Origin of the sequence: Dactylosporangium sp. NPDC006015, from assembly GCF_040614215.1 — a bacterium.
Lineage (GTDB): Bacteria > Actinomycetota > Actinomycetes > Mycobacteriales > Micromonosporaceae > Dactylosporangium > Dactylosporangium maewongense.
The window spans coordinates 637,819-650,642 of sequence record NZ_JBEXUD010000001.1 but is presented as its reverse complement, the minus strand read 5'-3'; the positions used below and the strand labels follow the sequence as shown (position 1 = coordinate 650,642).

Sequence of the window (12,824 nt, the reverse complement as noted above, 5' to 3'; positions counted from 1 at the left end):
TTTTTTGTCGTACCCGGGCGGTAAGTTCGTGGCATGAACGACGCAGGGACCGAGCCCACCCTCGAAGCGCGCGAGCGGCACACCGAGCTGTCCCGCGAGCTGGACGAGCATCAGTATCGGTATTACATCCTGCAGTCGCCGGCCGTCGACGACTCGGTCTATGACACGCTGATGCGGGAGCTGGAGGCGATCGAGGCCGAGTTCCCGGCGCTCGTCACGCCCGACTCGCCCAGCCAGCGGGTCGGCGGCACCTTCTCCACCGACTTCGCGGCCGTGCAGCACGCCGAGCGCATGCTCAGCCTCGACAACGCGCTCAACGACGAGGCGCTCGCCGCCTGGGTCCAGCGCATCGAGCGCGACGCCGGCAGCGCTCCCCGCTACCTGTGCGAGCTGAAGATCGACGGCCTCGCCGTCAACCTCACGTATGAGCGCGGGCGCCTGGTGCGCGCCGCCACCCGCGGCGACGGCCGCACCGGCGAGGACATCACGCTCAACGTGCGGACCATCGCGGGCATCCCGGAGCACCTCACCGGCACCGACCTGCCCGATCTGCTGGAGGTCCGCGGCGAGGTGTTCTTCACCCTGGCCGGCTTCGAGGAGGTCAATGCGGCCCAGGTCGCCGCCGGTGAGCCGCCGTTCGCCAACCCGCGCAACGCGGCCAGCGGCAGCCTCCGCCAGAAGGATCCACGGATCACCGCGTCCCGCCCGATGCAGATGCTGGTCCACGGCTTCGGCGCCCGCGAGGGGTTCAATCCGGCCACCCAGTCCGAGGCCTATGAGCTGATGCACGCCTGGGGGCTGCCGACCTCACCCCGATGGAAGGTCCTCGACGACCTCGACGGCGTCCGCGCCTATATCGCCGACTACGGCAAGCGCCGCCACACCATCGAGCACGAGATCGACGGCGTGGTCGTCAAGGTCGACCAGATGTCCATCCAGCGCCGCCTCGGCTCCACCAGCAAGGCGCCCCGCTGGGCGATCGCCTTCAAGTATCCGCCCGAGGAGGCGATGACCAAGCTGCTCGGCATCGAGGTCAACGTCGGGCGCACGGGCCGCGTCACCCCGTTCGCCGTGATGGAGCCCGTCGCCGTGGGCGGCGTCAAGGTCGCGCAGGCGACGTTGCACAACGCGCAGGAGGTCGTCCGCAAGGGCATCCTCATCGGCGACACCGTCGTCATCCGCCGCGCCGGCGACGTCATCCCCGAGGTCCTCGGTCCGGTCGCCGACCGCCGCGACGGATCCGAGGTCGCCTTCGTCATGCCGACGCACTGCCCGTCGTGCGGCACGGCCCTCGCTCCCGAGAAGGAGAGCGACAAGGACATCCGCTGCCCCAACTCGCGGGTCTGCCCGGGCCAGCTCCGCGAGCGCCTCTTTGCCCTCGCCAGCCGCAACGCCCTGGACATCGAGGCCCTCGGCTGGAAGTCCGCCGCCGCCCTCCTCGAGTCCGTCCTCACCAACGAGGCCGAGCTCTTCGACATCGACGCCGACATGCTCGCCAAGTCCCCGTTCTTCGTCAACAAGGACGGCTCGCTCAGCAGCACCGCCCAGCTGCTGCTGGTCAACCTCCAGGAGGTCAAGGAGCGCCCCCTCTGGCGCATCCTGGTCGCCCTCTCCATCCGCCACGTCGGCCCCACCGCCGCGCAGGCCCTGGCCAACTCCATCGGCTCCATGGAGACCATCGCCACCGCCACCCCGGAGGAGCTCGCCGCGGTCGAGGGCGTCGGCCCCACCATCGCCCGCGCCGTCCACGACTGGTTCGCCGTCGACTGGCACCGCGAGATCGTCGACCGCTGGGCCGCCGCCGGCGTCCGCATGGTCGAGGAGCAGGTGGCCTCCGGCCCCCGCCCCCTCGACGGCATCACGGTCGTCGTCACCGGCTCCCTCGACCGTTACTCCCGCGACCAGGCCGCCGAGGCCATCACCTCCCGCGGCGGCAAGGTCTCCGGCTCCGTCTCCAAGAAGACGCACTTCGTCGTCGTCGGCGAGTCGCCGGGCTCCAAGGCCGAGAAGGCCGCGACCCTGAAGGTCCCGATCCTCGACGAGGCCGCCTTCGAGGTCCTGCTCACCGAAGGCCCCGACGCCGCGCGGGCCCTGGCCCAGCTCGCGGACCCCGCTGCCGAGGACGCGGCTCCCGCGGTCGGCTGATCGGGGACGGCCCCGGCCGTCCCTCGCCTGAGTGGCTTACGGAACGTTCGGGTATCGCTACGCAGTAGTGATATTCGATGGGACGTGATCGCCCGGTCGGTGGAATGGCGGGGGTTTTGTGCATCGATTCAGCATCCTTTCCGGTTTGGGTGGCGGTTGAGGGTGCACGCTCGCAGGGCGTCTCGACGGAGTGGTCGATGGCACCCGAGCGGGGGAGTGGATGGAGCAGAGCGCGCTGCGTAACGTCGCGCCGCCCAGGCATGCTCATCGGTTCTTCGCCTATGTCGCGGTGGTGGTGGGGGCCGGCGCGATGCTGCTGGTGGGCAGCCTGCCCGGCGGGTTCCCGGCGAGTCTTCCGGCGGCGTTCTGGGTGCTGGCGGGGTGTGCGGTCGTCGCTGACACCAAGCCGTTCGTGCAGGTGGGCCGCGACGACGCGATGATGGCCTTCCCGTCGGTGTGCTTCACGTTCGCGATCATGCTGGCGTTCGGGTTCGCGCCGGCGGTGCTGGTGCAGCTGGCGGCGGTGGCGATCACGGCGGGATGGTTGCGGCACACGGTGTGGCGGGCGGCGTTCAACGCGGCCCAGTACTTCGTGTCGTTCGCGGTGGCGGATCTGATCCTGCGCGGGTCGCATCACGTCGGGTGGATCGTGGTGGCGGCGGTCGCGTGGTTCGTGGTCAACAACCTGCTGGTCTCGACGGCGGTGTGGTTGCGGTTCGGGCAGGGGTGGCGGGCGCGGTTCGCGCGGGCGGTCAAGACCGACGCGCTGGCGACCGGGGCCCTGCTGCTGTCGGCGCCGGGGCTGGTGGCGGCCGCCGGGGTGGACGTGCTGCTGATCCCGTTGGCGCTGGTCACGCTGTATGCGGTGCGCCGGATGACCTCCCTGTCGGCGCAGCGGGCGCTCGAGGCGCGGCGCGATCCACTGACCGGGCTGGCGAACCGGAAGGGGCTGGAGCGGGCGGTCGAGCAGCGGCTGGAGGAGCACGCGGAGCGGGCCGCGACCCGGCAGACGGCGCGGCGGCTGGCGCTGCTGCTGCTGGACCTGGACGGGTTCAAGCAGGTCAACGACTCGCTGGGGCACCGGGTGGGCGACCGGCTGCTGATCGAGGTGTCGCGCCGGCTGAACGAGCGGGCCGACGCGGAGGTGGCGCGGCTCGGCGGCGACGAGTTCGCGATCGTGGTGCCGCACCTGAGCGACGTCGCCGAGGCCAGGGTGCACGCGGAGAAGATCATGGACGCGTTGCGGGAGCCGGTGCTGCTGGACGGGTTGCCGATCGACGTGGGCGGGTCGGTGGGGGTGGCGGTGTACCCGGAGCACGGCACGGGCTTCGAGGAGCTGATGCAGCACGCGGACGTGGCGATGTACGACGCGAAGGGACGCGGCGACAACCTCGCCGTCTACGCGCCGGAGGCCGACCACAACTCGCCGGAGCGGCTGAGCCTGCTCGCCGACCTGCGCAGGGCGCTGGAGACCCCCGGTGACCGGGGGATCGCGCTGTACTACCAGCCGCAGGTCGAGCTGGCGACCGGCGACGTGGTGGGGCTGGAGGCGCTGCTGCGGTGGCACCACCCGCAGCGGGGGCTCGTCGACCCGGAGGAGCTCATCAAGGTCGCGGAGCACAGCTCGGTGATGCGGCTGCTGACGTTCCGGCTGATCGACAACGCGATCGACCAGCTCGCGGCGTGGGGAGACCGGGCCGGGCGGGTACGGGTCGCGGTGAACGTGAGCGTCCGGGACCTGCACACCGGCGAGATCGCGGACCGGATCGAGGCGAAGCTGCGGCAGACGGGGATCGAGCCGGAGCGGCTGGAGCTGGAGATCACGGAGAGCGCGCTGATGGCCGACCCGCGGCGGGTCCTGGCGACGCTCGCCAGGCTGGAGCGGCTCGGGATCGCGATCGCGCTGGACGACTTCGGCACCGGGTACTCCTCGATGCTGCACCTGCGCCGGCTGCCGCTCAGGGAGGTGAAGATCGACCGGTCGTTCGTGCTCGGGGTGGCGACGGACCCCGACGACGCGGCGATCGTGCGGTCGATGATCGACCTGGCGCGGGCGCTCGGGCTGCGGATCGTGGCGGAGGGCGTCGAGGACGAACGGACCTGGCGGATGCTCGTCGAGGCGGGCTGCGACCTGGCGCAGGGCTGGTACTTCGCCCGGCCGATGCCGCCGGACGGCCTGCTCGACTGGCTGACCCGCCACCGCCGTTCCGCGGTCGCCCACAGCGGCTGAACGAAACTGTCACACCCCCCGAGTAGGTTCAGTGGCAGATCGAAGCGCGACGGCAGTGGCAGTTCGAAGATCGCGCGGGAAAGACTGTGGGGGGACACGGTGAAGGAATGCCGTCCGGGTGAGAGCGCCGCGGCGTTGGGTACACCCGCCGGAAACGCCATTGGACAACGGCGAGCGGACCGTCGCGCACGGCGACCGCGGGGGACGAAATAGACTGCGTCGAGCCGACTGTTGAAGGAGCATCGCACCCATGGCCACCATTTCCCGCGAAGAGGTGGCGCATCTCGCCCGCCTCGCGCGGCTTGCAGTCACCGATGACGAGCTCGACACATTCGCCGGGCAGCTCGACGTGATCCTGCAGGCCGTCGCCCAGGTGGGCGAGGTCGCCGCGGTTGACGTGCCGCCGACGTCGCACTCCGTGCCGCTGACCAACGTGTTCCGCGACGACGTCGTCGTGCCGGGGCTGACGCGCGAGGAGGCGCTGTCGGGCGCGCCCGACGCCGAGGAGAACCGCTTCCGCGTCCCGCGGATCCTGGACGAGGAGGCCTGAGCGATGTCTGACGTCACCAAGCTGACCGCGGCCGAGCTCGGCCGCAAGCTCGCCGCGAAGGAGCTGTCCGCGGTCGAGGTCGCCACCGCCCACCTGGAGCGGATCGAGGCGGTCGAGGGCAAGGTCCACGCGTTCCTGCACGTCGACCGCGACGGCGCGCTCGCGGAGGCGAAGAAGATCGACGACGCCCGCGCCAAGGGCGACGAGGTCCGCCCGCTCGCCGGCGTGCCGGTCGCCGTCAAGGACGTGATCACGACCAAGGGCGTGCCGACCACCGCGGGATCGAAGATTCTCGAGGGCTGGCGGCCGCCGTACGACGCGACGATCATGACGCGGATGCGCGAGGCCGGGCTCGTCATGCTCGGCAAGACCAACATGGACGAGTTCGCGATGGGCAGCTCGACCGAGTATTCGGCGTATGGGCCCACGTACAACCCCTGGGACACCGGCCGGATCCCCGGCGGCTCCGGCGGTGGCTCGGCCGCGGCGGTCGCGGCGTATGAGGCGCCCCTGGCCATCGGCACCGACACCGGCGGCTCGATCCGCCAGCCGGCCGCGGTCACCGGCACCGTCGGCGCGAAGCCGACCTATGGCGGCACGTCGCGCTACGGTCTCGTCGCCTTCTCCAGCTCGCTGGACACCCCGGGCCCGTGCGCGCGGACCGTCGAGGACGCGGCGCTGCTGCACGCGATCATCGGCGGCCACGACCCGCGCGACTCGACGTCGATCCCGCAGCCGATGCCCGACGTGGTCGGCGCGGCCCGGCTCGGCGCGACCGGTGACCTCAGCGGGGTCCGGCTCGGCCTGGTCAAGGAGTTCGCCGGGGAAGGTGCCGAGCCCGGCGTCGCCGCCGCGTATCGCGAGTCGGTCGACGCGCTGGTGAAGCTGGGCGCGGAGATCGTCGAGGTCTCGTGCCCCAACTTCAAGTTCGCGCTGCCGGCCTACTACCTGATCGCGCCGAGCGAGTGCTCGTCCAACCTGGCCAGGTTCGACGGCGTGCGGTTCGGGCTGCGCAGCGGCGACGACGGCAAGCGGTCGCTCGAAGAGGTCATGCAGCTGACCCGGGAGGAAGGCTTCGGCCCCGAGGTCAAGCGCCGGATCATCCTGGGCACCTATGCGCTGTCCGCCGGCTACTACGACGCCTACTACGGGCAGGCGCAGAAGGTGCGGACCCTGATCTCCAGGGACTTCGAGCAGGCCTTCGCCAAGGCGGACGTGCTGGTCGCGCCGACCACGCCGTTCGTGGCGTTCCCGCTCGGGTCACGCACGTCGGACCCCTACCAGATGTATCTGGCGGACCTCTACACGATCCCGTCGAACCTGTATGGCGGGCCCGCGATCTCCGTGCCGGCCGGTCTGTCCGAAGGGCTGCCGGTGGGGCTGCAGATCATGGCGCCGACGATGGCCGACGACCGGATGTACCGGGTCGCCGCGGCCCTCGAGTCGGCGCTGCCGCCGCTGACCCCGCCCGCGCTGTAACCGTCGAAGGGCGGCCCTGTGAAGAGCCGCCCTTTCATCGGGGTTCAGCCGCGGCTGCCCTGGCGCCACGAGAAGGGGCCGGGGAGGTCGACGCGGTTCTTCTTGGTCCGCGAGTTCCACGACCAGGGGCCCAGCTTGAAGCTCCAGGAAGAGAACCCTTCCTGGGTGAAGTGGAAAATGAACGGGCCGAACTTCTTGCTCTTCCGAAACTGCACCGGCATGGCGTTCTCCTCTCCAGGTGAGCAGTTGGTACCCAATGCCGGGCATGGATACACCAGAGGCTGAAAGTAGGCGTTAGATGAGCACCGCGACCCAGCTGTCGTACGACGAGGCGGTGGCGCGCTTCGAGCCGGTCATCGGCCTGGAGACGCACGTCGAGCTCGGCACCAACACGAAGATGTTCTGCGGCTGCCCGACCGAGTTCGGCGCGGAGCCCAACACGCAGGTCTGCCCGGTCTGCCTCGGCCTGCCCGGCTCCCTGCCGGTCGCCAACCGTGCCGCGATCGAGGCGACGATCCGCATCGGGCTCGCGCTCAACTGCTCGATCGCGCCGTGGGGCCGCTTCGCCCGGAAGAACTACTTCTACCCGGACATGCCGAAGAACTTCCAGATCAGCCAGTACGACGAGCCGCTGTGCGTCGACGGCTTCCTTGAGGTCGAGGTCGACGGGGAGCTGGTCCGCATCGGCATCGAGCGGGTCCACCTGGAGGAGGACACGGGCAAGTCGCTGCACGTCGGCGGCTCGACCGGGCGTATCCACGGCGCCACCGAGTCCCTCGTGGACTACAACCGCGCCGGCATCCCCCTCGTCGAGATCGTGACCAAGCCCGTGCCGGGCACCGGGGCCCGGGCGCCGCAGATCGCGAAGGCCTATGTCACGGAGCTGCGCGACGTCATCCGTTCGCTGGGTGTCTCCGATGTGCGGATGGAGCAGGGCTCGATGCGCTGCGACGTGAACACGTCGCTGAACCGGCCCGGCGAAGAGTGGGGCACCCGCACCGAGACGAAGAACGTCAACTCGCTGCGCAGCGTCGAGCGGGCCGTCCGGTCCGAGATCATCCGGCAGTCCGGGGTCCTCACCGACGGCGGGACGATCATCCAGGAGACCCGGCACTTCCACGAGAACACCGGCGAGACCACGTCCGGCCGCAGCAAGGAGACGGCGACCGACTACCGGTACTTCCCGGAGCCGGACCTCGTGCCGCTCGCGCCGGCCGCGGAGTGGGTCGCGGAGCTCAAGGCCGCGCTGCCGGAGCTGCCGCGGGTCAGCCGCCAGCGCCAGCAGGCCGAGTGGGGCTTCTCCGACCTCGACATGCAGTCGGTGCTCAACGCCGGCGCGTGGGAGCTGATCGAGGCGACCGTCGCCGCCGGCACCAACGCGGCCGCCGCCCGCAAGTGGTGGCTGGGGGAGCTGGCCCGGCACGCCAACGAGACCGACAAGGAGCTCGACGCGCTCGGCGTCAGCCCGGAGGCGGTCGCGCAGCTGCAGGGCCTGGTCGACGCCGGCAAGATCAACGACAAGCTCGCCCGGGTGGTGCTGGAAGGCGTCATCGCCGGTGAGGGCACGCCCGCCGAGGTCGTCGCGGCCCGCGGGCTGGAGGTCGTCTCCGACGAGGGCGCGCTGACGAAGGCCGTCGACGAGGCGATCGCCGCCAACCCCGACATCGCCGCGAAGGTCCGCGACGGCAAGGTCGCCGCCGCTGGTGCGCTCGTCGGCGCGGTCATGAAGGCCACCGGCGGCAAGGCGGACGCGAAGACGGTCCGCGAGCTGGTCATCGCCCGCTTGTCGTAGGCGACGAGGCACGGACTAGGGCGGCGCCGGCACCCCGGAGGGTGCCGGCGCCGCTTTGTCGCTGCTCACGAAGTCGAGCCGGTGATCGCGCGCTCGGCGTCGACAAGGCTTGTCGGTGGTCACGATGTCGAGCTGGTCGTCGCGCTTGCCGTCGACGCCGGGTCACGGACGGCGTCGGCGCCGCCTTGTCGGCGACCGCCATGTCGAGCTGGTCATCGCGCGCTCGGCGTCGGCGCCGCTTGTCGGTGGTCACGATGTCGAGCTGGTCGTCACCCCGATCGCCGTTGGCGACGGGGTCACGGACGCGGATGGCGTCGGCGATGGGGACGGGGGTGGCGCCGCCTTGTCGGGGGCCACGATGTGCCGCTGGAGCGACACCTCCGTCAAGCCCGTCCCGCCGACCTGGATGTCGTCGTACGCCGTCAGGTGGCGGTCCTTGTCGAAGTACAGGATGGACAGCGCGAGCGGCAGCGGCTTGGCGCTCTCCAGGCCGCGCAGCCCGGCGCCGCCGGTGGAGCCCTCGACCATCAGCAGGGTGCGCTCCGGCTGCGTGACCGCGGGCGACGCGCCGTCGGACGGCAGCACGACCGGAATGGTCGGGTCGAGTCGCGTGATCGAGCGGGCGTGCCGGTGCCCGGCCAGGACCAGCGGGCAGATCCCCGCGAGGGGCTGCGCGGCCACCGGGTCGTGGACCAGGGCGACGTCGACGGGCTTGGGGTTGGCCAGGATCTTGTCCGCGAGCAGCTGCCCGGAGGAGACGACCGCCGCGTGCTGCTCCTCGTTGGTCGCGTCGGTCGACTTGTCCGGGGTGAACCGGGGGTCGCCGATCCCGGCGAACGTCAGGCCCTTGACCGTGGTGATCGAGTTGTCGAGCACGGTCGCGTTGGGCTGCTTCGCGACCGCGGCGGCGGTGACCGCCGAGTCGTGGTTGCCGCGGATGTACAGGTACGGCACCCGCAGCTTGCTGATCTCCCCGACGTAGGAGGCCTCCGGCTCGCTGCCCCAGTCGTTGATGTCGCCGGTGTCGACGACGACGTCGACGCTGAACTGGTCGGCGACGGTGCGGACCACGCCCCACGCCGCCGGGTTGAGGTGCATGTCGGAGATGTGCAGGACCTTGGTCGCGCTGGTGTCGGGCTCGTACACGGGCAGCGCGGAGATCGTGCCGTACAGCTTGGAGACGTTGAGGACCAGCTTCTGCAGCTGCGCGCGGTACTCCTCGTAGCGGTCGGTGATCCGGCGGGCGTCACCGATGATCGCCGGCGCGTTCACCAGCAGGCCGCGGTAGGTCGGCTCCTGGATCGCGGCGGGCTTGAACGTCAGCGCGGTCGCGCCGCCGACCGAGGCGAGCACCGCCACGACCACCAGGCCGCCGATCGCCGTCTCGCGCCGGGCCCGGAACACCAGCCCGACGAGGATCAGTGCGCCGAGCAGCCCGGAGCCGGCGGTCTGCAGCGCTAGCCGGCGCACGCCCAGGTTGAGCTGGTCGACGGCGTCGTGGCTGACCTGCTCCAGGTTGCCGCCGCCGGCGACGACCGCCCTGGTCCGCGCCTCGTCGAGCGACTCCAGGCGGATCTCCAGGTGGGCCGGGCCGTCGTGGCTGTCCAGCTCCAGCGACCCCAGCGGCGGAATCTCCACCGACGTGTCGCCGTGCCACGACGGCGTCAGCGACAGCTGCGCCTGGAACGGCCCGATGTCCTGGGTCGTGTGCCCGCCGAGCTCGACGCCGATGAGCATGCCGACGATCGCGACGACCCCGAGCAGCGCGCCGTGCAGGATCCGCCGCCATACCGTCTGGCTGGTGCGGAACGTGCGGCGTTGCCGCCGGGCGGCCGCCATGATCGTCCGGCGCTGGATCCGGCGGGCGGCCAGCGCGGCCCGTCGGTGGAACGGTGAGGTCAACTCTTTCCGGCCCCGCCCACGTTGCTGATCACGATCCGCAGCAGCTTGTCATCGTCGGCCTTCGGCGTGCCGCGGCCGTCCTTGTTCGACGTCGAGACCCAGATGCTGTTGTCCGGCGCGGCGACCGCGGCGCGCAGCCGCCCGTGCGTGTCCTTGAGCAGCGCGCTCGGCTCGCCGAGGAGGCCGCCCTTGTCGGTGAGCTGCATCACGTACAGCCGCTCGCCCTTCAGGCACGAGGTGACGAGGAACCCCTCCATGGCCGCGAGCCCGGAGCACGACGCCTCGGACGTCTTCCACACCTGGATCGGGTCGACGAACTTCGGGTCGTTGCCCTTGCCCTCGTACGTCGGCCAGCCGTAGTTCTTGCCCGCCTCGATCACGTTGATCTCGTCCCATTCGCCGGCGCCGAACTCCACGGCATACAGCCGGTTGTTCTTGTCCCAGGCGAACCCTTGCACGTTGCGATGTCCGAAGCTGTACACGGCGGTTCCGAACGGGTTACCGGGGGCCGGCTTCCCGTCGGGCTGGATCCGCAGGATCTTGCCGCCGAGGCTGTTGAGGTTCGGCGCGTTCTCCGGCTTCGACGCGTCGCCGGTCGACACGTACAGGAACCCGTCGGGTCCGAAGTGGATCTGGCCGCCGTTGTGGATCCCCGCCTTCGGGATGCCGGTCAGGATCGGGGTCGGCGGCTCGCCGAGCGTGAGCTTGGCGACCCGGTTGTCGTCCTTGGCCGTGTAGTAGACGAACACCGTCTTGTCCGTGTCGTACTGCGGCGACACCGCGATGCCCATCAGGCCGCCCTCGCCGCCCGGCACGACTTCGTCGATGGTCTGCACGGTCGTCACGGTGAGCCCGTCGGACGTGGACTCCTTGCCGACCTTCAGGAGCTTCCTGCTGTCACGCTCGGTGACCAGCGCGGAACCGTCCGGAAGGAACGCGATGCCCCACGGCACCGCCAGGCCCTTGGCCAGCACGGTCGTCGCGACCTGCGTCTGGCCGCCCTCCTCCTCGCCGCCGGACGTCGACGCGCTCGGATACGGCGACAGCTTCGGCGGGGAGCCCAGCTCATCAGGGGGCGGCGGGCCGAACGAGCAGCCGGCGAGGGCCAGCATGACCGTGGCGCTCGCCGCCAGGCACTTCGCGTACGTCCGGGCTTTCACCCGCCCAAGACTAGCGTTGCGATACATCTTCTTCCTTTCAACCTTTGTCCGCGGGTCGGCGTCTGCTGGTGTGACGGTGCGTTGCGACCTTGTGCAGAGGAGCCATATGGCGGCCGAGGAGTTCCAGGACTTCGTCGAGGTTCGATACGGCGACCTGCTGCGCACGGCGTTTCTGCTGACCGGCAGCCGGCACGCCGCCGAGGACCTGCTGCAGAGCAGCCTGCTGAAGGTCATGCGGCACTGGGACCGGGTCGACGAGCCGTTCGCCTACGTGCGGCGGGTCATGGTCAACCAGCGCACCAGCATCTGGCGGCGGCTGCGCAACGCCGAGGTGCTGACCGGCGAGCCACCGGACCGGCCGGGGGTGGATCCGTCCGATCAGGTCCTCGCCCGGCGGATGCTGCTGGAGGCGCTGGACGGGCTGCCGGTGCGGATGCGTGCCGTGCTGGTGCTGCGGTACTGGGAGGACCTGACCGAGACGGAGACCGCTTCGCTGCTGGGCATCTCGGTCGGATCGGTGAAGAGCAGCGGCCCTACCCGCCGCTGTCGACGTGGACGCGGGCGCTGCTCGACTCGCCGACCCGCGGCTCGCTCGCCGGCGACGCGGACCTGCTGCGCGCCGTCGAGTCCTCCTTCTCCGACGGCGTCAAGGTGCTGTTCCTCGGTGACGTGTCGGGGCGCCGGTTCCTCGTGTACGTGCGCTACGACGAGCGCTCGGCGACGCTGTACCACAGCGACATCCCCATCCAGGGCGCCGTGGAGGACCTCGTCGGCGGCGCTGTCGCGGGGCCGCTCGGGCCGCTGGTCACCGTCACCAGCACCGCCGTGCCGGTCACCGTCGGGCTCGCCCCGGCGGCCTGCGCGATCGAACGGTCGATCGGCGCCTCCGCCAGCCCGGAGAACACCGTCGAGCACAAGTGGGCGGGCGCGCCGGACAGCAGCTGGACGGCCTGGGCGGCGCCCGACCCGCAGGAGCGCTGGCGGGTCGGCTGCGACGGCAAGATCCGCTCGGAGGCACCGGCCGTGCTCGACACCTCCTCCTACGAGCGCCTGATCTCCTCCGCCGGCATCCAGCACGAGCCGCTGCGGCAGCGCTGGAGCGGTCCGATCGAGGGATCCGTCGGGACGTGGACGCTGTCGACCGCCCGCCTGCCCTCCGGCGCCGTCGCGGTGGTGCTCGCCGACGCCCCCGCCGCGGCGACCGTCGCGACCACGTTCACGGCGGCGCCCGGTCGCGGCGGCTCCGGAGTGGTGTCCACCTCCATCAGCGCCGACCCGGACGTGATCGTCATCCGGGTGCCGTCCCCTTCGGGCCAGCTCGGCGACCGGGTGCTGATCTTCACGGCGAAGCCGGGCGCGACCCAGGCCTACGTCCGGGCGGAGATCGGCGGCCTCGGCGCGGCGCTGACCGGCGGCGTCGCCGTGACGAACGCCCGGCCCGGGCCCGTCGCCGTCCGGGACGCCACCGGGGCGGAGCTCGGCTCGACGTGGCTGCTGGAGGAGGTGTCGCAGCTGTTCGGGGAGAGGCTCGTCTCGGACTGGGAGTCCTGATCGCTACTGTTCGCC

Annotated in this window: 9 protein-coding genes and 1 pseudogene; 7 read left to right on the top strand and 3 right to left on the bottom strand. The window is 71.1% G+C overall.

The genetic code is table 11. From position 1 onward, the window contains the following. Positions 1-33: 33 nt before the first annotated feature. The 4 genes from ligA (at position 34) to gatA (ending at position 6,404) form a co-directional block, all read left to right on the top strand. Positions 34-2,145, top strand: coding sequence for an NAD-dependent DNA ligase LigA (gene ligA / locus ABZ321_RS02960; RefSeq protein ID WP_354888881.1), 2,112 nt, complete (start codon positions 34-36; stop codon positions 2,143-2,145). Between the two features lie 220 nt (positions 2,146-2,365). Continuing rightward, on the top strand, positions 2,366-4,375 hold the full coding sequence (locus ABZ321_RS02955) for a bifunctional diguanylate cyclase/phosphodiesterase (RefSeq protein WP_354888878.1): 2,010 nt from the start codon (positions 2,366-2,368) through the stop codon (positions 4,373-4,375). A gap of 250 nt (positions 4,376-4,625) precedes the next feature. After that, positions 4,626-4,925, top strand: a complete 300-nt coding sequence (gene gatC / locus ABZ321_RS02950; protein ID WP_344508144.1) for an Asp-tRNA(Asn)/Glu-tRNA(Gln) amidotransferase subunit GatC — start codon at positions 4,626-4,628, stop codon at positions 4,923-4,925. 3 nt (positions 4,926-4,928) lie between these two features. Beyond that, on the top strand, positions 4,929-6,404 hold the full coding sequence (gene gatA / locus ABZ321_RS02945) for an Asp-tRNA(Asn)/Glu-tRNA(Gln) amidotransferase subunit GatA (protein WP_344508142.1): 1,476 nt from the start codon (positions 4,929-4,931) through the stop codon (positions 6,402-6,404). 44 nt (positions 6,405-6,448) lie between these two features. Here gatA and ABZ321_RS02940 read toward each other — a convergent pair whose 3' ends face one another. After that, positions 6,449-6,625 carry a DUF4236 domain-containing protein gene (locus tag ABZ321_RS02940; protein WP_344508140.1) on the bottom strand — a complete coding sequence of 59 codons (177 nt, stop codon included), beginning with the start codon at positions 6,623-6,625 and terminating at the stop codon, positions 6,449-6,451. Between the two features lie 77 nt (positions 6,626-6,702). On the opposite strand from ABZ321_RS02940, the gene gatB reads away from it, so the two are divergent. Continuing rightward, the gene (gatB, locus tag ABZ321_RS02935; RefSeq protein ID WP_344508138.1) at positions 6,703-8,196 is read left to right on the top strand and encodes an Asp-tRNA(Asn)/Glu-tRNA(Gln) amidotransferase subunit GatB; all 1,494 of its coding nucleotides are present in this window, start codon (positions 6,703-6,705) and stop codon (positions 8,194-8,196) included. Between the two features lie 249 nt (positions 8,197-8,445). Here the strand turns inward: gatB and ABZ321_RS02930 are convergent, their stop codons facing one another. Together ABZ321_RS02930 and ABZ321_RS02925 are read right to left on the bottom strand one after the other, a co-directional pair. After that, positions 8,446-10,098, bottom strand: coding sequence for a metallophosphoesterase (locus ABZ321_RS02930; RefSeq protein WP_344508136.1), 1,653 nt, complete (start codon positions 10,096-10,098; stop codon positions 8,446-8,448). Continuing rightward, complete coding sequence (locus tag ABZ321_RS02925; RefSeq protein WP_354888997.1) at positions 10,095-11,210, bottom strand: PQQ-dependent sugar dehydrogenase; 1,116 nt, start codon at positions 11,208-11,210, stop codon at positions 10,095-10,097. The genes ABZ321_RS02930 and ABZ321_RS02925 overlap by 4 nt, the downstream gene beginning before the upstream one ends. On the opposite strand from ABZ321_RS02925, the pseudogene ABZ321_RS02920 reads away from it, so the two are divergent. Beyond that, positions 11,209-11,775, top strand: a pseudogene (locus tag ABZ321_RS02920) (SigE family RNA polymerase sigma factor); the annotation flags it as partial. The gene ABZ321_RS02925 and the pseudogene ABZ321_RS02920 sit on opposite strands and share 2 nt — an antisense overlap. 134 nt (positions 11,776-11,909) lie before the next feature. Next, entirely contained in the window at positions 11,910-12,809 is a 900-nt protein-coding gene (locus tag ABZ321_RS02915; protein ID WP_354888873.1) for a hypothetical protein, read from the top strand. The last annotated feature ends 15 nt before the right edge of the window (positions 12,810-12,824 follow it).